The following is a 23,237-nucleotide window of genomic DNA, read 5'->3' on the forward strand; positions in this document are numbered from 1 at the left end:
TAAAAACTATGAAAAATATATTAAAATATTTAGGACTTCCAATACTTATGGTTGGCTTATTAAGTTCTTGCGAAAATCTTGATGTGCCAATTACGACGCAGCTTACACCAGATGTATTCCCTCAGAATTCAGCACAATATATTCAAGCTTCTGGTGCAGTATATACTGCCTTTCGCGGAGATTTTGCATTTTCCTGGTGGTGGTCACAGTCTATAACTACCGATGAAGCCATTATGCCTGCACGTGGCGGGAACTGGTTTGATAATAGAGGTTATGCCTGCCAGCATTACCATGATTGGACTGCAGACAATGGAGTTGGTCCTTGGGGCTGGGCAGAAGCTGTTATCGGAACGAGCAATCAGACCATTTCAATTTTAGATAAAACAATGCCGGCCGGTTCAGAAAAATCAACAATGATTGCCGAATTAAAAACAATGCGTGCTATTTCTTATTTTATGCTGATGGATTCTTATGGCGGTGTACCGCTGGACACGGTATATGGGGAATTTAGCTCTAAAGCAAGATCCAGCCGAACTGAAGTTTTCAATTTCATAGAAAAAGAATTGAAAAAAGCAGTTCCTAATTTAAATCCTGCATCTGGTATTACAACATACGGCAGACCAAATAAACAGACAGCCAATGCTATGCTTGCCAAATTATACTTGAATGCTGAGGTTTATACAGGAACACAGCGTTACAATGATTGTATTGCTGCTTGTGATGCGGTAATTAATTCTGGATTGTATGCCGTTGAGCCTAGAAGCACTTATCTTCAGATGTTTTATCCTAATAATGGTCCTGCAATGAAAGAATTTATTTTTGCTGTACCTTTTGATCCTTCAGCTACAACAGTTGGTTTCAATGGACAAATGTATCATGCGCGTTATGATGTCCCTCGTTCTGAAAGAGCTAAGTTTGGTCTTCCTTTTACGCCAAGTGCACCTAGAAGTACTCTGCCTGAATTTTATGCCAATTTTGATGATGTAAATGATATTCGTAACAAACAATGGCTGACTGGCTTACAATTCTTGAATGATGGTGTGACTCCAGTGAAAGTTACTACTACTAAGAAAGGATATGATCAGTTTTATACAGGAGCAGATGGCGGTGCTGCATATACTTATCAGGTTGATTTAACTCCAAACATTGTTCTTCGTCAGAATCCTGCTTTGTTTGACTGCGGAAATGATGAAATTGCCTGGAACATGGGTTATAGAAATATTAAATTTTATCCTGACAATACATCAACCAGCCGTAACCAAAATAATGACGTGCCGTTTTTACGCTATTCAGATGTTCTGTTGATGAAAGCAGAAGCAATTCTTCGCGGAGGTAATCCAACATTAGGACAAACAGCTCTTACATTGGTGAATAATGTACGTACTAATCGTTCTACTTCTGCAGCATGGACAAGTGTAGCTTTAGAAGATCTTTACAAAGAAAGATGCCGTGAATTCGCTTGGGAAGCATGGCATAGAAACGATATGATCCGTTTTGGTAAGTATGAAGGTAAATGGGGATTCAAAACAAATGCGGACACTTATCGCCGTATTTTCCCGATTCCAACTTATGCTAAGGCTTTAAATCCTTCTTTAGACCAGAATCCAGGATATTAATTAATTTAAAATCAGATTGCTGATAGATTTTATTTCATAAAAAGGAGAAGAAGATTATATTTCTTCTCCTTTTTTTATTAAAAGTTTGGTTTAGACTTTGTTCTAAAAAATGTTTTAGCTTTTGAATGAGAAGTTTCCAAAATATAGCATCTTTTAGAATTGTAATTGGTAAGTTAGAGCCATGAAGCATAAACAATATATGCCCAGTCAATACACATAGAATATATGAGACTAAAGAAAATTTTAAAAATCGGTAACATAGTAATAAGTTTAGCTCTCGTTTTGTTAGTATCATGTAAAACGGAAAAAACAGCTTCTCTTCCAAAGGATCAGTTAAAAGATCAGCTGGTGGATAAGGTGTATCCTTTGCTCGATACTGAGAACTCGCGGTGGTTTTTCTTTTCTTCTGCAAGCCGTCCGTTCGGTATGGTGAATTTAAGTCCCGATACGGAAATTAAAGGCGATTGGGGAGGCGGCTACAAATACACAAGTGACACCATAAAAGGCTTCAGTCATATTCATGAATGGCAGCTTTCCGGACTTTCGGTAATGCCGGTAACTATCATTGGCGAAAGTAAAAAAAATATTTTCAAAGATTTTTATTCAAAATTCAGCCATGATACCGAAAAAATAACGCCCGGATATCATTCTTTGGTACTTGACAGATATCAGATAACTTCGGAATTGACAAGCACCAAAAGAGTAGGTTTTCACAAATATACATTTCCCGAAAATGCTCAGAAAGCAATTCTTTTTAACCTAAATACAGTTTTAGGACCATGTGACAATACAGACGGAACATTAGAAAAGAACAATGATTATGAGCTTTCAGGATCATTAATAATGAGCACCAATTTTAGAAGACCAAAACCAGTAACGGTATTTTTTAAAATCATGTTCAAAACACCGATTGCTTCGGTAGAGAAAGATGGAGCTACAGGTAATTATTTGGTGAATTTTGGTAAATCAGATAAAGTGGTATTAATGAAAGCGGGGATTTCTTATACTTCGCTTGAAAACGCGGCTATTAATATTCAAGAAGAATTGCCTCATTGGGATTTTGATAAAGCAGTTACAGAATCAAAAACCGAATGGAATAATCTGTTGGGCAGAATAAAAATTGAAGGCGGAACAGAAACTGATCAGCGAAGATTTTACACAGATCTTTGGCACGCGCTGCAGGGACGAAAAATGATCAGTGATGCCAATGGAGCATATCCAGATAATACAGGAGAAAAATTCAGAATCGGGCAATTGCCTCTCGATGCTGATGGAAAACCAAAATTCAATCAGTACAATTCTGATGCGTTCTGGGGTGCCCAATGGACAATAAATACCCTTTGGGGACTTGTTTATCCTGAAATAATGGACGAATTTGTTCATTCATTAATGCAGTATTACAAAGACGGCGGCATGATTCCCCGTGGTCCTTCCGGAGGAAATGATACTTATGTTATGACGGGAGCTTCGGCAACGCCTTTTATAGTTAGTGCTATTCAAAAAGGACTGGTAAAAGATGATTTGGAATCTATTTATCAGGCATTGAAAAAAAATCACATGTTAAATGGGATTATGGGAAAAGCAGGATATGAGCATAATACAAGCATTGGCGGCGGATTGAAATATTATATGGAAAAAGGTTTTGTACCTTACCCTCTGCCGGACGGTAATTTCGGCAGTCATCAGGACGGTGCCAGCCAGACATTAGAATATGCTTATCAGGATTGGACTTTGGCACAATTGGCTAAGAAATTAAATCACGATGAGGATTATAAATATTTTATGGACAGATCCAAAAACTACCAAAATGTTTTTGATAAAACAGCTGGATGGATGCGCCCAAAAAATGTGAATGGCGAATGGCTCGCAAATTATGATCCGTATAAATATGAAACCGGATTTATAGAATCGAATGGTGCACAGTCAACTTGGTTTGTACCTCACGATATAAGTGGTCTAGCAGATTTGATGGGCGGAAAAGAAAAAGCGGCTGAAAAATTAAACACTCAATTTGAAGCTGCCCAAAAATTAAAGTTTACCTCCGGAACTTCGCATGATGCCGAACTGCATCCAGAGTTTAGCCAAATTCCAATCAATTTTGGAAATCAGCCGTCGATACAGACATCGTTTGTTTTTAATCTCCTTGGAAGACCTGATTTAACGCAGTATTGGACTAGAAATGTAGTAAAGGAAACTTTCAGTGGTTTATCGCCAAGCACTGGTTACAATGGGGACGAAGATCAAGGTTTGATGGGAAGTCTGAATGTGCTTCTAAAAATAGGTTTATTTCAGATGAACGGAGGGACAGATGCAAATCCTGAATACCAGATAGGAAGCCCAATCTTTAACAAAGTGACAATTCAATTGAAACCAAAATATTATTCTGGCAGAAATTTTGTTATTGAAGCCAAAAACAATAATCCAGAGAATATTTATATAAACAAAATAACTCGCAGCAATACAGCTGTAGAAAAGTTTAGTATTACTCATAGTGATATTACAAGCGGCGGAAAATTAATTTTAGAGATGTCGGATAAGCCAAAACAGTAAATGTTGTACTGAGTTAATTAGAAGATTGTCACTAAATTTTACTCATAGTATGTAATTTTTGTTAGATAAAAATGAAATTACATTTTGATACATAGATTTATAGCTAACGATTTAAAGAATGAATAGAAATACCACAGCTTTTTACATATTCATTATGTGAAATAAGATACTAATCAAATTCTTTTCAAATGCTATAATTCTATGTTTCTATATGTTTCTAAAAAAGGATAAGGAGTTAATAGATTAAAAAAACTGCAAAGAAAAAAATATGCAAGTAAAAATGTGTACCAAAGTTTTAATGTTAGGGATATCACTATTTTTTATTCAAAATAGTAATGCCCAAAACCAGCTTCACAATTATGTAGATCCTATGATTGGGTCAGAAGGAGTGGGCAGGGTTTTTGTTGGCCCTTCATATCCTTACGGGATGGTAAAACCAAGTCCGGACTGTACGGTAAATTCAAACAGCGGCTGGCTTGCATTGCCAAAAGAAGTAACGGGTTTCAGCCAGATTCATGTCAGCGGAACCGGCGGCGGTCCAAAATATGGCAATATCCAGATCATGCCTTTTTCCGGAGCTTTGGATAAGTTAGATCAAACATCGCATAGAGCCGAAGAAAATGTGAAATTGGGCTATTATGAAACAGTTTTCAAAGAAAATCAGATAAAAACGGAGATAACAACAGCTGAAAAAGCATCTTTTTACCGAATTACGTATCCAAGAAATGCTTCCAAAGAATTAAAAATCGATCCGGGTTTTTTCTTGGGAGAATCGCCTGAACCAGACGGAAGAGAAGCACAGCAGTTTGTTGGTTCTCAAATAGAAGTTGTTTCGGATTATGAAGTCAGAGGCTATAGCCGAATCCGCGGAGGCTGGAATAATGGGCGTGCATATACCGTTTATTTCTGGGCCGCTTTTGATCAGCCAATTGCAAAATATGTGACTTGGAAAGACGGAAAATTTTATGCAGATCAGTCTTCTCAATTTGATTCAGGAAAAAAAACGGCAGCGTTGCTTTCTTTTGGAAAAGAAGGGAAGCAGGAATTAAATGTTAAGATCGGAATTTCTTTTTTAAGTGAATTAAAAGCAAAAAATAATATGGATATCGAAATTCCGCATTGGGATTTCAGCACTGTTTTAACTGGTTTAGAAAATAAATGGGAACAGTTATTAAACCGCATTACGCTTTCGCCGGATACTTCTATAGAGCACAAAAAAATGTTTTACACCGGTTTGTACCACACTATGCTCGCACCCGTAGACAGAACGGGAGAAAATCCTTTATGGACAAATGATGAACCTTATTACGATGATTTTTATTGTATTTGGGACACTTTCAGAAGTTCAAGTCCGCTTATTACTTTGATAGATCCTAAGCGTGAAGCCGAAATTGTAAACGCAATGCTGAACATTTACAAAAGAGACGGTTATATGCCTGAAGGCAGAAGCGGTAACGACAACGGCCGTACGCAGGGCGGTTCGAATGCTGAGGTTGTAGTTGCTGATGCATTTGTTAAAAATCTAAAAGGAATCGATTACGAATTGGCATTAAAAGCAATGCTGAAAGATGCGACTGTTCCTCCTGGTGGCAATGAAGAAAAAGAAGGAAGAGGCGGACTGACTGAATATCTGCGCTTGGGGTATGTACCTTACAATGTTCCCCGTGCCGGAAACATGACAATTGATTTTTCATACAATGATTACAATATTGCTACCGTGGCAAAAGGACTGGGCTATACCGACCTGTATAATCAATACATGAAACAGGCAGACAGCTGGCAGAATTTATGGCGTTCTGATTATGAAAATAATGGAGCTAAAGGTTTTATTATGCCAAAAGATGCATCAGGAAACTGGCTGGATGATATTGTTTTTGGAGAATCAAAAATTCAAAAACCTACTTTCAAATATACTCCGGTTATTATAGAATCTCCTTGGTATGTATGCCACTGGTGCGTATTTTTCTATGAAGCAACTTCTTGGGAATATTCATTCAGTATTCCTCATGATGTTCCTGAACTTGTGCGTAAGTCGGGCGGTAATTCAGCTTTCCAAAAAAGATTGGATACTTTCTTTGATGCAAAATTGTATAACGTTGCCAATGAACCTTCTTTCTTGACTCCTACTTTGTACCACTGGATAGGAAAACCTTATTTAAGCAGTGACAGAATTCATGAAATTATTACAAATAATTTCAATACTTCGCATGAAGGTTTACCGGGTAATGATGATTCGGGTGCAATGTCTTCCTGGCTTTCATTTCACATGATGGGACTGTATCCTAATGCAGGCCAGCCGTATTATTTATTGAACACGCCATTCATTAAAGAAACAACGGTGAAGTTAGAAAACGGTAACCAGTTTAAGATTACAGCGAAGAATTTAAATGATAAAAATAAATACATAAAAGCAGCTTTCTTAAACGGGAAACCATACAGCAAAGCATGGATTATGCACGATGATATTGTTAAAGGAGGCGAACTGATTTTTGAAATGGATTCAAAACCTTCGGCTTGGGGAACAACAATTTTACCGCCAACAAAATAAAAATAGGAAGCAGATGAAAAATATATTATTAGCCATCATTTTTTGTGGAATATATCAAATGGGAATGTCGCAAAACTACATTCCAGCGATTAAAAATAATACCAAATTAAATTATGTCTGTAAACTGCACGGGCAAACGAGGTCTTTAACGCTTGTTACCAAAATGGATAAGGACACACTGGTACTCAATCTGGAAACCAGAGGCGTAAAAAGCAGTATCGTAATTAGTCAGAAAGGATTAAAAAACGGCAATGCTTTAAGTTATAATCAAGGAGAATACGCTCCTGTTTTGGTACTGAAACCAAGTGAAACCTCTTTTATGATTTCGCAGTCAGCTTATCAGGATTTAGTTAAAAATAAGAAGTTTGTTTATAATAATACTACTTATGTGCTGGATGAAAAAACGGATAAAAACAGTGTTGTTCTAGATGGAAAATCAGTTGATGCTTTTCATGTCACAGCACAAATTGATAAGACCGAAATATGGATTATAAAAAATCCGGATTTTCCTTTAATCTGTAAAATGACCGAAAACCCTTTGGGTATAAATTTTTTGCTTGTAAAAATTGAGGACAACTAATACAGCTGTCAAAAAGAACCAATTGACCAATGGTTTTTGCTTCAAATTACCTGAGTATTAACTAACCAAAATCGAAGTGTATGAAACATCAGATGAGCCGCGGAGAATTTCTTAGACTTGGAAGTCTTTCATTGGCGGGTGCTTTAGTAAGTGATATCGCTTTTGCAAATGATTTTTTTTCGAACAGTAGTGGTGCAAAAGAAGATACTCTGTTAATGAAAAAGCTCATCTTGAATAATGATGCCAAAGTAAAGAGCCTATTGGATAAAGCTCCGATTGATTCCGCGATACGAACAAATAGTTTTCGTTCTATAGCTGGATCTATTTCTGTTATGGCAGCCTCGATATCCAATTCTGCTTCGGAATATTATAAGTCCAGACTTGTAGCAGACAAAATGGATCAGTCAATTGATGTTTTACTGAAAAAGCAATATCCAGATGGCACATTAGACGCAGGAGGAAACATGCAGTCCCCGCCCGATACATCCTTTATTTTGGAATATATGTGTCCAGCGGCAACAGTTTTAAATCTGGAAAAGCAAAAAGATTTTGAGGCATTGAGAGCTAAATTGAAAAAGTTTATTCTGAATGCAGGTGAAGCCATGATTACGGGAGGTGTTCATACTCCCAATCACAGATGGGTTATTTGTGCTGCTTTGGCAAATATCAATTCCCTGTATCCGGATTCGAGATATATTCAAAGAATTAATGAATGGCTTGCAGAAGGAATCGATATCAACGAAGACGGTGATTATTCAGAAAGAAGCGGAGTGTACTCAGCGGTTATCGACAAGGCTTTAATCACGATGGCAAGGTTACTGCATAAACCGGAGTTATTAGAAATTGTCAGCAAAAACCTGACGGCCTGCTATTATCATACAGAAACCAACGGAGATTTGGTTACGGTAAATTCCAAAAGACAGGATCAGTTCATGAATCTGACGGTTATTAAGTTTTACCAGCAATACCGTTATATGGCAGTTCATACCAATAACCCAGTGTTTGCCCAAATGGTGAATCTTATCGAAAATCTTCCTGCTTTTACTGCTGAAGTCCTGTCGGATTCGCTCGTGTTTTTTATGGAAAATGAAGAGCTTCGGAAACCAATTTCGGTTGAAGGAAAGACCGCAAATGATTTTGAAAAGTTTTTTGCAGTTTCAAATCTGGCAAGAATCAGACGCGGAAAAACTTCTGTGACACTATTTGGAGGTAATGATAAACCGATTATGGTTGTTTCGGGAAGATCCTCAAATCCTAATTTTTTAATGTACAGAAAAGGAGATGCGATATTGAAATACATGCGTCTGTCTTCTTCGTTTTTTAGATTGGGATATTTTAGCAGTGACGGAATTGTAAAAGAAGGGAATAAATATATACTGAAAGAAACCAAAGAAGGAGACTATTACCAGCCTCTTGCCAAAGAATTCCTGAAAGCAGATGGTGATTACAAATTATCTGAATCACCCGATGACCGGTTTTGGAATAAAATGGATTTTGATTCACGAACAAAAAGCAATGTAAAAAAACAGGTTACCGTGATTGAAATTATCGAGAACAATGGAACATTGGACTTAGATTTTAAAGTTGACGGTCCTCCAAATGTCGAAGTGACGATAGAAATGTGTTTTAAAGAGGGCAGCAGTATTGCAGGAGCAGAAATGGATGAAAAAAATAATTATTTCCTAAAATCCGAAATGGGATCGCTTTCCGCGGGAACAGATGCTATTCAATTTGGACCGGGAAAATGCGAACATTTAAACGTAGAAAATCTGGACAGCGAAGAGTATACCTATCATCAGGGCAGTTTGCGAACCAGCGGAGAGTATGTTTATATTACAGGATTTACGCCTTTTCATCACAAAATGACAATTTCTTGATAATATAAAGGAATTCTTCATGCATTTTTGAAAGGTTGTTTTAATTTTACGAAAATTAAAACTAATCCATAAAATAATTGAAATTATGAAATTATCATTTATTGCCGCTTTACTGTTCTGCTGTATTTGTTTTGGACAAAATAATACGGACACCAGTTTGTATATGAAGGCCGAAAAATCAGAAAAAATAACCTATCTGACAGATATCGGTTCAGAATCAGGGGATTTATACAAGACAATCGGGCATCATGGACCAGCTATTGAAAACGAATGGATGGCATTGAGAATTTATTTCAGCGATAAAGTGGCTATCGATGTTTATAATAAAGCAAAAGCAGGATTAGAGCTGAAAAAAGCTCAATGGTACCCAACCCCGGAACAGCAAAAAGAAGGATGGGGAGCAGATTATTATAAAGTTGCTAATACTGTAGGTTTGGGAGGCGTAAAACTTTGGGACGGAGAAAAGATAGTACCGCTGAATCCGGTTACTAACCGTTTGGCTAGAGTAGGTAAAACAGAAAATACTTCATGGATGGAAATGATTTCCAGAGGTGTGCCTTACAAAGGAAAAAAAGTAGATATTCTGATTCGTGTTACTGTATTTTCCGGAAAAAGAGAAGCCAAAGTGGAAGCTGTCAGCTTAACTGGAGAAAAAGTACAGTTTGCTACCGGAGTAAATTATTTCAAAGATTTTCAAATCAAAAAAGGAGCTGATTATATCGCTGTATGGGGAAAACACCCGGAAGATGTAGCTGCTGAGGTTATAGGAATTGGAGCGGCTATAAAGTACAATCCTAAAGATTACGTAAAAAACACAGATGACGGAGCTCAGTATCTGCTGATCTCTAAACCAACGGTATCTTTAGAAACAAAAATTATATCTTCAAGCGAAAGAGAGCAGGAACTAAACACTTTGGATAAATTAGAAGCCTATATAAAATAGACTGATTATCCTTTAATTTAAACCAATGAAAAACGGTTTTAGTTTAGTGTGTTCTTGTTTGAATTGTAAAATAATAAAAGAATAACATGTTAAAAATTAAACTAAAACCGTTTTTTACGGCTTTATCGATAAGTCCTTTAATTTTAGGCATCTTCATCTGCGGTTTTTCAAATGATGGTGTCCGCCTTAATTACATTCAGGTTATCGGCAGTCATAACTCTTATAAAATCGCTATTGAAGAACCTTTGTTTAATTATTTGTTTAAACTGGATTCTTCACGGGCAAAATCGCTGCAGTACAGCCATATTCCTTTGGAAGAGCAGCTCGATTTAGGTTTGCGAAATTTAGAACTGGATGTTTTATATGACCCCAACGGCGGCTATTACTCGAATCCAAAAGGATTGGAAATAGTAAAAAGTCTGGGAAAGGAACCTATGGCTTTTGATAAAGAGCAAAAACTTAAAAGATCTGGGCTGAAAATGTTTCATATTCAGGATATTGATTTTAGAAGTCATTATCTATTGTTTAAGGAAGGCTTATTGGCGCTGAAAAGATGGTCTGATAAACACCCGAATCACACCCCGATTTTTATTTTGATGAACACAAAAGATGATGTTATTGAAAAATTGCGTAAGCCGTTACCTTTTACCGCAAAAGCTTTGGACAGCATTGATATAGAAATAAAAAGTGTTTTTTCTAATAAACAGCTTATTACACCAGATTTAGTTAGAGGAAAATATAAAACTTTGGAAGGAGCAGTTTTAAAAAAGGGCTGGCCTGAATTGAAGGATGTAAAAGGGCGTTTCCTTTTTGTATTAGACGAAAAAGAAGAAAAAATAAATCGGTATTTAGACAACCATCCGTCATTAAAGAACAGAGTTTTATTCGTTAATAGCAAAGAGGGGAATCCCGAAGCAGCGTTCCGGATTATAAATGACCCAATCAAGGATTTTGACTATATTAAGGAATTAGTTGCCAAAGGCTATATGGTTCGTACCAGAGCCGATTCGGATACCAGGCAGGCTAGAACTAATGATTATACTTCGTTTGAAAAAGCCAAAGCATCAGGAGCACAAGTTATTTCAACCGATTATTATCTGCCAAGTAAATTATTTAAATCGGATTTTAGAATTTCCTTTGAGAACAATACTTTTGAACGAATAAAATAATGTAATTAAAATTATGATTCTTATGGTATTTGTGTCAAATCAAAATAATAAAAAGAATTTTAAAATCTTTGAACCGTTAAGGGATTAAGAAAATTAAGGTATTGTCCGCTTCATAATGAGCCTTCATGTCTTAATGGTGGAAGAAAAATTAATATTGATAATATTTCCAGTAAAACTAAAATTATATGTTAAGAATATCAAGTTTGTTATTACTGCTGTTTTCTTTCTATGCCTGTAAATCACAGCAGCAGGAAAGAAAAGCAGCTGTAAAGATTGCTTTTATAGCTGATGTTCATCTGCAGGATATTTTTGCAAAATTTGAAGATAATAATTACCAGGGAATTAAAAATCCGGTTACGGGCGAGTATGCGAATATCAGGACGATGGACTCCCAGCTGCATTCTACCCGAATTTTTAATGAAAACTATTTTGCCTTTTTGCATGCTCTGAATGATATTTCCAAAAGAGGAATTAAGCTGGTGGTACTTCCAGGTGATTTCAGCGATGACGGACAGCCTGTGCATATTAGAGGATTAAGAAAAATATTGGACGAATATTCTAAAAAATACGGCATGTCATTTTTTGTAACTACAGGAAATCATGATGCTCCTAAGCCTTTTGCACAAGAGGCTGCTAAAACTGATTTTTTGGGTAAAGACGGTAAGGAACAAATCATCAGTAGTTCTAAAAGTATTTTGAAGCCGAAAGAAAATCAATTGGAACCCATCATCACATCCGATATAAAAAATGGCGGTTACAAAGAGACTCTGAGTGAAATGGCTGCTTTTGGTTTTTATCCAAAAAAAGAATTTCTGTACTGGGAAACTCCTTTCTCAAGTTATGGGTATGATGACTATAATTTTGATAAAGCTTTAAAAGAATCTATTTTAGAAAAACGAATTTATCCAGTAAAAAATACTAATTTATTCCTTCCGGATGCGAGTTATCTGGTGGAGCCGGTAAAAGGAATTTGGCTTTTGGCAATAGATGCTAATGCGTATGTCCCAAACGAAAAATTATCAGGTCTGCCGAATGATCCACATGATTTTTCGGGAGCAAGCATAGGCTATAACAATGTGCTTATTTATAAAAAACATTTAATACAATGGGTAAAGAAAGTTTCGGCAGAAGCAAAACGGAAAGGAAAAGTTCTTATTGCTTTCAGTCATTATCCGATGGTTGATTTCAACGATGATGCTTCAGCAGAAATGAAACTTCTTTTTGGTTCCGATAAAATGCAGCTGGCAAGAGTTCCAAGTGAAGAAGTCGCACAGGCATTTGCGGATGCAGGTATTCAGATTCATTTTGGCGGCCATATGCACATTAATGATACAGGAGTGCGGACAACTGCCAAAGGCAATACTTTATTTAATATCCAGACACCGTCTCTGGCAGCTTATATGCCGGCTTATAAGATACTCACTATACATTCGGCTGCAGCAGTAGAAGTGGAAACGGTTGTTGTGGGTTCTGTTCCAAAATTTAATAGTTTATTCCCTTTTTATGAAGAAGAATATGCTCATCTGCAAAATATAAAAAAACCTGCGATTTGGAATAAAGACATTCTGAAAGCCAAGGATTATGAAGATTTCACAAAATGGCACCTGAAAGAATTAGTGCGTCTTCGGTTTTTGCCTGAAGATTTTCCGACAGATTTTTTAGCATCTGTCTTGAAACTTTCCGGGAAAGATTTATTGCAGATTAATAATAATGCCGCTGCTTTTGAAAAACAATTAGCTTCTAATAATTTAACTGTTAAAGATTTTGAATCATGGACTGGTTTTGATATGATTTTTGATTTTTACAGGTTAAAAAACGCAGATGAATTGGCCATTCCCGGAATTGGTGTCAAAAGATTAAAACAGTATCAATTAGTATGCGGGCAGTTAGAAAAAACAGATAATGCGAAGCTGGTTTTATGGGCAGAAATAATGCTGAAAACCATGAATGGAAAACCGTCCGATCATTTTAAAATTAATCTGAAAACCAATCAGATAGAAAAAATAAATCCTTAAAAAATAATGATTACTGGTTAAAAATCAGTATATTGTATTGATAATTCAATGTTATGAAGAAAAATCTGTTTATAGTATTCCTTTGTCTATTTACTTTTTATTATTCTTATTCTCAGAATATAAAGTTTACGCATTATAACGACAACAATGGTTTGTCTCATAATTCCGTTAGGCATATAGTTCAGGATAAAAAAGGTTTTTTATGGCTGGGTACTTTCTCTGGATTGAATCGTTTCGATGGTTATCAATTTAAAAATTACATGAGTTCTTCCGCTAGTGCAAATAAACTATACAATGATGATATCACGGCATTGGAACTCGATGAAGAATCAAACAATTTATGGATAGGTACTAGAAAAGGCTTGACTCTTTTCAAATTGGACACGCAGGTTTTTACCACTTTTTTCTCCAAAAAAGAAGATTCAAATAGTCTGCCCGAAGAAGAAATTCGTTCTGTATATGTAGATAAATTTAAAAGAGTTTGGGTAGGTACTAAAACCAAGGGTGTTTATCTGTTTTTTTTGAAGGAAAATAGATTTGAAAAGATTCCGATAAAGGGTTTTGAATATGTAAAAGAAATTTTTGAAGACAGAAGCGGGAATATCTGGATAGGCAGTTATGAAAAAGGATCTGTGGCCAAAATAACAATGGACACCAAAGGTGCAATCGTAAAAATTAATGATTATACGCTTACTGTTCCTCATTCGAATGAGAAGAATCCATACGTCAATTTTATTTATCAGGATGCCAAGTCGGATATTTTTGTTGGAACACGCCAAGGGCTTTATAAATTGGATAAAAATACTAATCAATTTGTAAACCTGTATATTGAAAACAAAGAGATTAGAGGAAGTTTAGGCCCGTATTTTTTGTCTGTTGCCCAAGCTCCCGATGGTAAATACTGGGTGGGAACTTTAGGAGGATTACTCGTTTGCAATCAATTGGAAGATATTCAGAAAGGCTATTATAAATGGTATTATTCTATATTGTCAGAAGAAACATCTATAGTTGATAATTTGGTTTCGGCATTATATTTTGATGCTTCAGGAGTACTTTGGATAGGAACCGAAGACGGACTGGATAAATACGATCCTTACGAAAATCAGTTTACAATCAACAAAGATATATCACATTACATAGGCAATCAGGCTCCTCGCATAAGAGGATTTGCCAAGACCTATGATAATAAGGTGATTGTTACAACCAGCCATAATGGACTTTTTATCTCGAATGGCAATGTTTTCAAGCCATTGTATAATAGTGATAAGGATATTGCCAGCATTTATTCGGAAGATGGGAAGATTTTTTACTGCGGTCTTTGGAATGGCAATCTGCTGGTTTATAATTATCTTACCAATTCTTCAAAAGAAATTAGTTTAGGTTTCGAATCGGCAGCATTATTTGCCTTTTGTAAAATAGGACCGCAAGCAATGATGGTCGGTTCTTTTGGCGAAGGAGCAGTTGTTATAAACACTAATACCTTGGAAGTTCAAGTCTCGAAAGGTAAATTACTGCCAGGTTTTCAAATCAATGCCATAGAAAAAGACAATCAGAACAATATTTGGTTTGCCACAGAAACCGGTGTAGTGAGGTACAACACTGTATCAAGCAAAATAGATACCTATAAGTCGCTTTCTAAAAGAGAAAACGGAATACCATACGACGATAATGTCAGCGATGTTTTAATAGATAAAAAAGGAAAGGTATGGGCTTCTACCCGCTATGGTCTGTGTATTTATGAGCCTTCAAAAAACAAATTCAAAGCAGTTACTCATCTCAAGGAACTAAATGGAAAGTGGATTACAGATATACTGCTGGATTCCAAAGGGGATTTATGGTTAAATATCAATAATAACAGTATTGCATGGGTAAAATACAATTTGAAAGATATTAATATTTATCATGTCAATAGCGGTAATAGATTAGATGTATTTAGTTCAAGCGGTTTTTTCAATTTTAATGATTCGAAAATCTATTTAGGAGGCAAAAACGGTATTATTTATTTTTCTCCTCATACGATGAAAAAAAATAACTGGTCGCCCAGCCCTATAGTTACCGAATTCAAAATTCAGAATGAAGAAGTACTTCCGGGAATGGAAATTAACGGACAGATTCCATTGGTTAATGATTTAAATTACGGCAGGGAGATTGAACTGGATTATAGAAACCGCAATTTTTCGCTCCAGTTTTCGGCTCCGTCATTTGCAAACGAAAAATTGAATAAGTTTCAGTATATGCTGGAAGGCTTTGATAAAAACTGGATTACTGCAAACAGCAACTCAAGAACCGTGCAGTATACCAACCTTTATCCGGGCAGTTATGTGTTTAAAATAATGTCCAGCAACAGTGACGGACATTGGAGCAAGGCTGCTTCTTATAAAATAGTAATACATCCTCCTTTCTGGCTGACACCAATAGCTTTGCTGTTATTTTTAGTGCTGTTATCTGTCGGTTTTTATTTCGTTAGAAAAGAAATCAGAAACCGTATCAGATTAAAACAGGAATTACTTACTGAAAAAATAAACAGGGAGCAGGATATTAAACTGAACAATGAAAAGCTTCGTTTTTTTACCAATATCTCTCATGAGTTAAGAACGCCTTTGACACTGATTTTGGGCCCCGCCAAACAATTGATGGAGGAAGGGAATGCAAGCGAATATCAAAAGAGCAGGTATAATCTGATTCATCAGAATGCCAGCAGAATGTTAAATCTGGTCAATCAGGTACTGGATTTTAGAAGAGCACAGGCAGGGGAATTAAAACTTAAAGCTTCGGAGACAGATATTGTTACCTATTCTAAAAATATCTTTGATTCTTTCAAAGAAATGGCTTTCAATAAAAATATTGTCTTGACTTTTAACACAGAAAATGACCATATAACAGGCTGGGTGGATAATGATAAGTATGATAAAATTTTATACAATCTTTTGTCTAATGCATTGAAATTTACCAATAAATATGGAAACGTTGATTTGTTTATCCGATTAAAAGAAGAAAACAAATTAATTATTGAAGTAAGTGACAATGGAATAGGAATTCCGTTAAAGAGCCAGGAGAAAATTTTCAAACGTTTTTATCAGGTTAGCAGCAGTAAAACTGATAATACGGGTTCAGGAATTGGTCTGTCATTGGTAAGGTCATTGGTAACACTTCATAAAGGAACTATTAAAGTAGATAGTACGCCGGGAAGCGGCAGTGTATTTACAGTTGAAATTCCAATTGACCGCAGTTTTTATAATGACAAAGAAGTATTCGAATATATTCTGAAAAATGACAATCAGAGTATGTCTCTTCCCGAAAAGACCGTGAAGAAAATTCTGCAGAATACGGAGATGAAACAAAAAATATTAGTGGTTGAAGATAACACGGAACTAAGGAAATATTTGGTTGATTATCTGTCTGATTATTACAAAGTTTATGATGCAGAAAATGGAATGGAAGGACTGAAAATCTGCAGACAGGTAAAACCAATTCTGTGTGTTGCAGATGTCATGATGCCGGTTATGAACGGACTTGATTTTTGCGAAGAATTAAAAAAAGATGAGTTTATCAGTCACATTCCAGTGGTTTTACTAACAGCACTTTCTGAAAATGAAGATAAGGTAAAAGGATATGGCATTGGCGCAGATGGTTATCTTGTGAAACCATTTGAGCCTTCACTGCTTAAAACAGTTATCGAGAATATTATTAAGTCAAGATTAGAATTAAAGGAAAAATTCTCCGGCGAAGTAGAAAGCAAGGTGGGTTTATTGACACATTCTCCTATCGATGAAGAATTTATGACTAAAATTACTGCTCTGATAAATGACAATCTGGACGAAATCGATTTGTCTACAGAATTTCTGTGTGATAAACTTGGAGTAAGCTCTTCAAAGCTGTACCGAAAAATAAAAGAACTTACAGATTTGGCACCAAATGAGTTTATCAGAACGATTCGTCTGAAAAAAGCAGCACAGCTTCTCAAAACAAAAAGATATAATGTTTCTGAAGTAACAGAGTTAGTCGGCTTCAATGATCCTTTGTATTTTAGCCGGTGTTTTAAAAAACAGTTTGGATTTCCTCCAAGCAAACTAATTAACGGCTGATTTCTTAAAACTTTGAAAATCAGCTGTAGTAATTAGAATATATCCATGTTTTTGATGAATTAATCCATTTCGTTTTCTAAGTGATATTATATTTTTGTCTTGTAAATTTTAATTTAAACACGATGAAAAAGATAATAGATACAGATAAGCCGTTAAAGAATTTGGACGAATGGGAAGACGATTTATTAATACGTTATCCCGATCCGGCCGAAAATATAAAAGAAAAAGAAAAAGAAGAGTTTAGAAATTATGTCGATTCAGAAAGAGTAGAAACCGTTAAGGAGTTTTACAGAATGAACCATACATATCAAACCTATGATTTTGTATGCAGTAAAGAAGAAGAGTTTTTACAGTTTAATAAAAAGAGTTTGTCTATTTGGGAAGCAGTTGAATTCCTGAATACCCTTGTTGATGACAGCGACCCGGATATCGATTTAGACCAAACCCAGCACCTTTTGCAGACTTCGGAGGCGATTAGGGCTGACGGTCACGAAGACTGGTTTGTTCTTACAGGATTTTTGCATGACCTGGGAAAAGTATTATGTTTGTTTGGAGAGCCTCAATGGGCTGTAGTTGGAGATACTTTTCCTGTGGGCTGTGCTTATTCTGATAAGATTGTTTACCCTGAATTTTTCAAGGAAAATCCAGATTATACCGATGAGAGATTCAATACAAAGTTTGGAATTTATACCGAAAACTGCGGTCTTGACAAAGTAAAAATGAGCTGGGGACATGATGAATATCTGTACCAGATCATGAAAGATTACCTTCCGGATCCGGCATTATACATGATTAGATATCATTCTTTTTACTCACAGCACAGAGAAAATGCCTATGCCCATTTAATGAATGAAAAAGATGTAGAAATGTTCGAATGGGTCAAAAAATTCAATCCCTACGATTTATATACAAAAGCCCCTGTTAAGCCGGATGTAAAAGCTTTGCTTCCTTATTACAAAGAATTAGTAGCTAAGTATTTACCAGAAAAACTTAATTTTTAAAGTACAAATCACTTTTTGTTTAGAGAATGTATTTCTTTCTGCAGGGTTTTCTAAATCCTGCAGGAGTCTTACTGATGCAGGTTAAATACCTGTAAATCTGAGATGGAATAATCTCGTGTTAATTAGTAGATAAATAGTAAATGAAGAAAATCAGAACTGGAATAGTATTATTTTGCCTGTCTGCGATTTATGGGACAGCTGTTTTTGGACAGGAAAAAAACAGCAGAAATGACTGGGAAAACCCAGAGGTCTTTCAGATTAACAGAGAGCCTGCACGTGCATCATTTCTTCCGTATGCGGATGAAGCATCTGCGCTGAAGGATAATTATACTAGTTCGCCATGGTATTTTCCGCTCAATGGCAAATGGAAATTTTCATGGGCTCCAACTCCGGATCAGCGTCCAAAGGATTTTTATAAAACCGATTTCAGCACGCTGGAATGGAAAGAAATAGAAGTGCCTTCCAATTGGGAGCTCAAAGGATATGGCATTCCAATTTATACCAATATCACGTATCCTTTTGAAAGGAATCCTCCTTTTATTAACCATTCGGATAATCCTGTAGGGTCTTATAAAAGAGATTTTATTCTGCCTGAGAATTGGAAAAACAGACACATATTTCTTCATTTTGAAGCAGGAACTTCGGCTATGTATATTTGGGTTAATGGACAAAAAGTGGGTTATACCGAAAATACCAAAAGTCCTGCAGAATTTGATATTTCCAAATATGTGAAAGCTGGAAAAAATGATGTGGCAGTTGAGGTTTACAGATGGAGCGATGGCTCTTATCTGGAAGATCAGGATTTTTGGAGACTTTCAGGAATTGACAGAAACGTTTATTTGTACAGTACCAATGATATTCGCATTGCTGATTTTTTTGCAAAACCTGATTTAGATTCTAATTATAAAAATGGTAGTTTGAATGTTGATGTTAGCTTGAAAAATCTATCATCAGCTTCAATAAACAATCAAAAATTAGAAGCCAAATTAGTAGATGCTTCCGGTCAGAATATTTTTGTCAAAGAGCTGAAAGTTAATTTTGAGGCGAATAAAACCCAGACAATTAATTTTTCAGAAAATGTAGCTGCTCCAAAATTATGGAGCTCAGAAGCACCAAATTTATACACGCTGCTCCTTACTTTAAAAGATGAAAAAGAAAACATAATAGAATCGGTTTCTACTGAAATTGGTTTCAGAAAAATAGAATTGAAAGACGGACAATTATTGGTAAACGGAGTCCGTATTATGTTTAAAGGCGTAAATATTCACGAAACTAATCCTGTAACCGGTCATTATCAGGATGAAGCCACGATGATGAAGGATATCAGACTGATGAAACAATTCAATATCAATGCGGTGCGTCTCAGTCATTATCCCAACAATGTGGCATGGATGAAACTCTGCAATAAATACGGATTGTATCTGGTTGACGAAGCCAATATCGAAAGCCACGGAATGGGAGTAGAGGGACAGCCCCTTATTTGGATGAATCCAAAAACTAATCCGGGTCATCTTCCGGAATGGCATGCGGCTCACATGGACAGAATTTACAGTTTGGTCGAAAGGGATAAAAATCAGCCTGCGGTATTATTTTGGTCATTAGGAAATGAAAGTGCTAACGGGCCTGTATTTCATGATGCTTATAAATGGATAAAAAACCGAGATAAGACCAGATTGGTTCAATTTGAGCAGGCCAAAGAAAACGAAAATACAGATGTTGTCTGCCCAATGTATCCAAAAATTGAGTACATGAAAGAGTATGCGGAGCGCAAAGAAGTGAAACGTCCTTTCATCATGTGTGAGTATTCGCATGCGATGGGGAACAGTAACGGAAACTTTCAGGAATACTGGGATATTATCCGCGGAAGCAAAAATATGCAGGGCGGATTTATCTGGGACTGGGTAGATCAGGGATTTGAGGCGAAAGACGAAGCCGGCCGCAAATATTGGGCTTACGGTGGCGATTTGGGCAGCCAAAACTATACTAATGACGAAAATTTTTGCCATAACGGATTGGTTTGGCCAGACAGAGTTCCGCATCCGGGAGCATTTGAAGTCAAAAAAGTATATCAGGATATTTTGTTTAAGGGTACAGATATTAAAAATGGAATTATTCAGATTACAAATGATTTTGGATTTACCAATTTGAATAATTATAATTTCAGATATCAGATTTTAGAAAACGGAAAAAGTATAAAAGAAGGTACAATTGATGTTGATCTGAATCCGAAATCCAAAAAGGATTTTAAGATTGATCTGCCAAAATTAGCAGCGAAACCGGGAGTTGAGTATTTACTGAATGTTTTTGCTTACACTAAAACAGGTTCTGTATTAATGCCTCAGAATTTTGAAATAGCAAGAGAGCAGTTTGTTTTAGAAAGTGGCAGCTATTTTGCAAAAACCGATCAGAATAAATCCTCTTCAAAAGCAAGTGATGAGAAAAGCGAATATGTTTTGAGTGCCAATAATGTTATAGTTAAAATCAGTAAAACGACGGGGTTAATTACGCATTACAGTTTAAAAGGGGAAGAATATTTTAAACAATATCCGGAACCTAATTTTTGGAGAGCACCAACAGACAATGATTTTGGAAACAAAATGCCAATCAGGGCAAATGTTTGGAGAACAGCTGGAAACAATACCACTTTAGAATCCATTCAGCTGACGGAAGAAAATGGGAAAAATTATGTTATTACAAAATTAAAGCTCAACGATGTTGCTTCCGATTATACAATCAAATATTCACTAAGCAGTGATGGAGCTTTGGAGATACAGCCTTCTTTCAAAAAAGGTACTAATCCAATACCGGAAATGCCGCGTTTCGGGATGATTTTTTCTCTAAAAAATGATTTTGAAAACCTTGATTACTATGGAAGAGGGCCGTGGGAAAATTATCCCGACAGATACGAATCTTCGATTAAAGGGATTTATCAAAGTAAGGTAGCAGACCAGTATGTTCCTTATACACGGCCTCAGGAAAATGGCTATAAAACTGATGTCCGCTGGTTTACACTTTCGGATAATAAAGGAAAAGGTTTTGAAATTAAAGGACTGCAGCCTATATGTATGAGTACTTTGAATAATTATCCAAGTGATTTTGATCCGGGATTGACAAAGAAAAATCAGCACATAAGCGACATTACACCTAGAAAAGAAGTGGTGGTATGTGTGGATTTAACTCAGAGGGGACTAGGCGGAGACACCAGCTGGGGAGCATTGCCGCATGAACAGTATTTATTAAAAGGAAGTGAATACAGCTACGGATTTGTTATAAAACCAATCGAATAGAAATCGAATAGAAATCGAGTAGAAAGGGAAAGACCTAACAGGTTTTTAAAACCTGTTAGGTCTAAAAAAAATGCTTCCAAAAAAGCTTAAGATTTCTGTTCCAAAAAATAATTGAAAACGAGTTATAAAAAATATTTTAAAAAATTAATTGATGCTTATAAAGCAGTCAATAGTTAAAAACTGCTTTAAAAATAGGACTATATGAGTAATGCTGCTACAAATGGAAGATTAGTTTCTTTGGATGCTCTAAGAGGGTTTGTTATGTTTTGGATTATGAGCGGAGAACACATTGCACATGCTTTGGCGAAAGCCGCGCCAATTCCTGTTTTTGTATGGATGTCATCACAGCTGCATCATACAGACTGGAACGGCATTACGTTTTATGACATGATATTTCCAGTGTTTCTTTTTGTTGCAGGAGTTTCAATGCCTTTTTCTTTCGAAAAGAAAATGTGTGTTGCAGGAGTGAATACACCAATGGAACTGCCAGCAGAAGAAAAACGAAAAATATACCTCACCATGGTTAAAAGAACGTGTAAACTATTGCTATTAGGATTTATTGTCAATGGATTATTGAAGTTTGACGGATACAGTCAGACTCGTTTTGCAAGTGTATTGGGACGTATTGGACTTGCTTGGTTTTTTGCAGGAATTATCTATTTAAATTTTGATATAAAAAAACAAGTGCTTTGGTTAGTAGGCATTTTGGTTGGTTATTATGCAGTAATGAAGTTAGTACCAGTTCCAAATTTTGGAGCTGGTATTTTAACGCCGGAAGGATCATTTTCGAGCTATATAGATCAGCTGTTTCTGCCAGGGCGATTACACAGTAAAGTATATGATCCCGAAGGATTGTTTTCGACCATACCGGCTGTTGCTACTGCTTTGCTGGGCGTGTTTTTAGGAACTTTTCTGAAAAGCAGGGCAAATGAATTTTCGACAAATAAAACAGTATTGATAATGATTGCTGCAGCAGCTGCTCTGATTGCTTTAGGGCTTGTTTGGGATTATAGTTTTCCAATTAATAAACGTTTGTGGACAAGTTCTTTTGTATGTTTTGTCGGGGGATTCAGTATTTTGTTTTTTACTTTTTTTTACCTGATAATTGATGTATTAGGTTTTCGTAAATGGGCATTCCCTTTACTGTTAATTGGCTCCAATTCTATTCTGATTTATATGGCATCCGAAGGCTTAGTGAATTTTGGACATACTGCAGATTTCGTATTTGGCGGACTGATTAAGTTCTCTCCGATTGTCTGGCAGCCAGTCTTTACAGCAATGTCGGTAACATTAATTCAATTCATTTTGCTTTATTTTCTATACAAAAGAAAATGGTTTTTTAAAGTCTAAGCTGCATGTTATAAAGAACTATTTAACACAAAGAGACATAGGTTTTAAACTTCGGATCTGAGTTTTTTTAGAAACAATAAATTTTCACATTGATGCTGTGAGATTGTTTATAAACAGAAACTTCTTTTTGGTTAAACTAAAACCATGTCTATGTGTTAAAAGATAAAATTAAATATTTAAGTCAAGTTATCTATTAACTAAAAATAAACCAACCTA

At 35.9% G+C, this 23,237-nt stretch carries 12 protein-coding genes; all 12 read left to right on the plus strand.

What is annotated here, in order from left to right:
• Positions 1 to 8: 8 nt before the first annotated feature.
• The 12 genes from IRZ80_RS13435 to IRZ80_RS13490 all read left to right on the plus strand — a co-directional run bounded on the left by IRZ80_RS13435 (position 9) and on the right by IRZ80_RS13490 (position 23,021).
• Complete coding sequence (locus tag IRZ80_RS13435; RefSeq protein WP_194642085.1) at positions 9 to 1,616, plus strand: RagB/SusD family nutrient uptake outer membrane protein; 1,608 nt, start codon at positions 9 to 11, stop codon at positions 1,614 to 1,616.
• Between the two features lie 225 nt (positions 1,617 to 1,841).
• Complete coding sequence (locus IRZ80_RS13440) at positions 1,842 to 4,166, plus strand: GH92 family glycosyl hydrolase (RefSeq protein ID WP_194642086.1); 2,325 nt, start codon at positions 1,842 to 1,844, stop codon at positions 4,164 to 4,166.
• Positions 4,167 to 4,434: 268 nt separating this feature from the next.
• On the plus strand, positions 4,435 to 6,714 hold the full coding sequence (locus IRZ80_RS13445; RefSeq protein ID WP_228520908.1) for a GH92 family glycosyl hydrolase: 2,280 nt from the start codon (positions 4,435 to 4,437) through the stop codon (positions 6,712 to 6,714).
• Positions 6,715 to 6,727: 13 nt separating this feature from the next.
• The gene (locus IRZ80_RS13450) at positions 6,728 to 7,294 is read left to right on the plus strand and encodes a hypothetical protein (protein WP_194642087.1); all 567 of its coding nucleotides are present in this window, start codon (positions 6,728 to 6,730) and stop codon (positions 7,292 to 7,294) included.
• Between the two features lie 80 nt (positions 7,295 to 7,374).
• Positions 7,375 to 9,171, plus strand: coding sequence for a hypothetical protein (locus tag IRZ80_RS13455; protein ID WP_194642088.1), 1,797 nt, complete (start codon positions 7,375 to 7,377; stop codon positions 9,169 to 9,171).
• 85 nt (positions 9,172 to 9,256) lie between these two features.
• Positions 9,257 to 10,114, plus strand: coding sequence for a DUF4861 family protein (locus IRZ80_RS13460; RefSeq protein WP_194642089.1), 858 nt, complete (start codon positions 9,257 to 9,259; stop codon positions 10,112 to 10,114).
• 86 nt (positions 10,115 to 10,200) lie between these two features.
• Positions 10,201 to 11,283 (plus strand): phosphatidylinositol-specific phospholipase C1-like protein, encoded by a 1,083-nt coding sequence (locus IRZ80_RS13465; RefSeq protein WP_194642090.1) that lies wholly within the window; start codon positions 10,201 to 10,203, stop codon positions 11,281 to 11,283.
• A 185-nt stretch (positions 11,284 to 11,468) separates the two neighbouring features.
• Positions 11,469 to 13,298 (plus strand): metallophosphoesterase family protein, encoded by a 1,830-nt coding sequence (locus tag IRZ80_RS13470; protein WP_194642091.1) that lies wholly within the window; start codon positions 11,469 to 11,471, stop codon positions 13,296 to 13,298.
• 53 nt (positions 13,299 to 13,351) lie between these two features.
• Positions 13,352 to 17,383: a two-component regulator propeller domain-containing protein gene (locus tag IRZ80_RS13475; RefSeq protein WP_194642092.1), complete on the plus strand. Its 4,032-nt coding sequence runs from the start codon at positions 13,352 to 13,354 to the stop codon at positions 17,381 to 17,383.
• Positions 17,384 to 17,505: 122 nt separating this feature from the next.
• On the plus strand, positions 17,506 to 18,384 hold the full coding sequence (locus IRZ80_RS13480; protein WP_194642093.1) for an inositol oxygenase family protein: 879 nt from the start codon (positions 17,506 to 17,508) through the stop codon (positions 18,382 to 18,384).
• Positions 18,385 to 18,524: 140 nt separating this feature from the next.
• On the plus strand, positions 18,525 to 21,671 hold the full coding sequence (locus IRZ80_RS13485) for a glycoside hydrolase family 2 TIM barrel-domain containing protein (RefSeq protein WP_194642094.1): 3,147 nt from the start codon (positions 18,525 to 18,527) through the stop codon (positions 21,669 to 21,671).
• Between the two features lie 201 nt (positions 21,672 to 21,872).
• Positions 21,873 to 23,021: an acyltransferase family protein gene (locus tag IRZ80_RS13490; protein WP_194642095.1), complete on the plus strand. Its 1,149-nt coding sequence runs from the start codon at positions 21,873 to 21,875 to the stop codon at positions 23,019 to 23,021.
• Positions 23,022 to 23,237 lie beyond the last annotated feature (216 nt).

The sequence above is a fragment of the Flavobacterium sp. HJJ genome (assembly GCF_015351475.1).
GTDB lineage: Bacteria > Bacteroidota > Bacteroidia > Flavobacteriales > Flavobacteriaceae > Flavobacterium > Flavobacterium marginilacus.

Bases quoted from the DNA above. Each gene is read 5' to 3' on its own strand.
- IRZ80_RS13435 (WP_194642085.1), top strand. From the start codon at position 9: ATGAAAAATATATTAAAATATTTAGGACTTCCAATACTTATGGTTGGC.
- IRZ80_RS13440 (WP_194642086.1), top strand. From the start codon at position 1,842: ATGAGACTAAAGAAAATTTTAAAAATCGGTAACATAGTAATAAGTTTA.
- IRZ80_RS13445 (WP_228520908.1), top strand. From the start codon at position 4,435: ATGCAAGTAAAAATGTGTACCAAAGTTTTAATGTTAGGGATATCACTA.
- IRZ80_RS13450 (WP_194642087.1), top strand. From the start codon at position 6,728: ATGAAAAATATATTATTAGCCATCATTTTTTGTGGAATATATCAAATG.
- IRZ80_RS13455 (WP_194642088.1), top strand. From the start codon at position 7,375: ATGAAACATCAGATGAGCCGCGGAGAATTTCTTAGACTTGGAAGTCTT.
- IRZ80_RS13460 (WP_194642089.1), top strand. From the start codon at position 9,257: ATGAAATTATCATTTATTGCCGCTTTACTGTTCTGCTGTATTTGTTTT.
- IRZ80_RS13465 (WP_194642090.1), top strand. From the start codon at position 10,201: ATGTTAAAAATTAAACTAAAACCGTTTTTTACGGCTTTATCGATAAGT.
- IRZ80_RS13470 (WP_194642091.1), top strand. From the start codon at position 11,469: ATGTTAAGAATATCAAGTTTGTTATTACTGCTGTTTTCTTTCTATGCC.
- IRZ80_RS13475 (WP_194642092.1), top strand. From the start codon at position 13,352: ATGAAGAAAAATCTGTTTATAGTATTCCTTTGTCTATTTACTTTTTAT.
- IRZ80_RS13480 (WP_194642093.1), top strand. From the start codon at position 17,506: ATGAAAAAGATAATAGATACAGATAAGCCGTTAAAGAATTTGGACGAA.
- IRZ80_RS13485 (WP_194642094.1), top strand. From the start codon at position 18,525: ATGAAGAAAATCAGAACTGGAATAGTATTATTTTGCCTGTCTGCGATT.
- IRZ80_RS13490 (WP_194642095.1), top strand. From the start codon at position 21,873: ATGAGTAATGCTGCTACAAATGGAAGATTAGTTTCTTTGGATGCTCTA.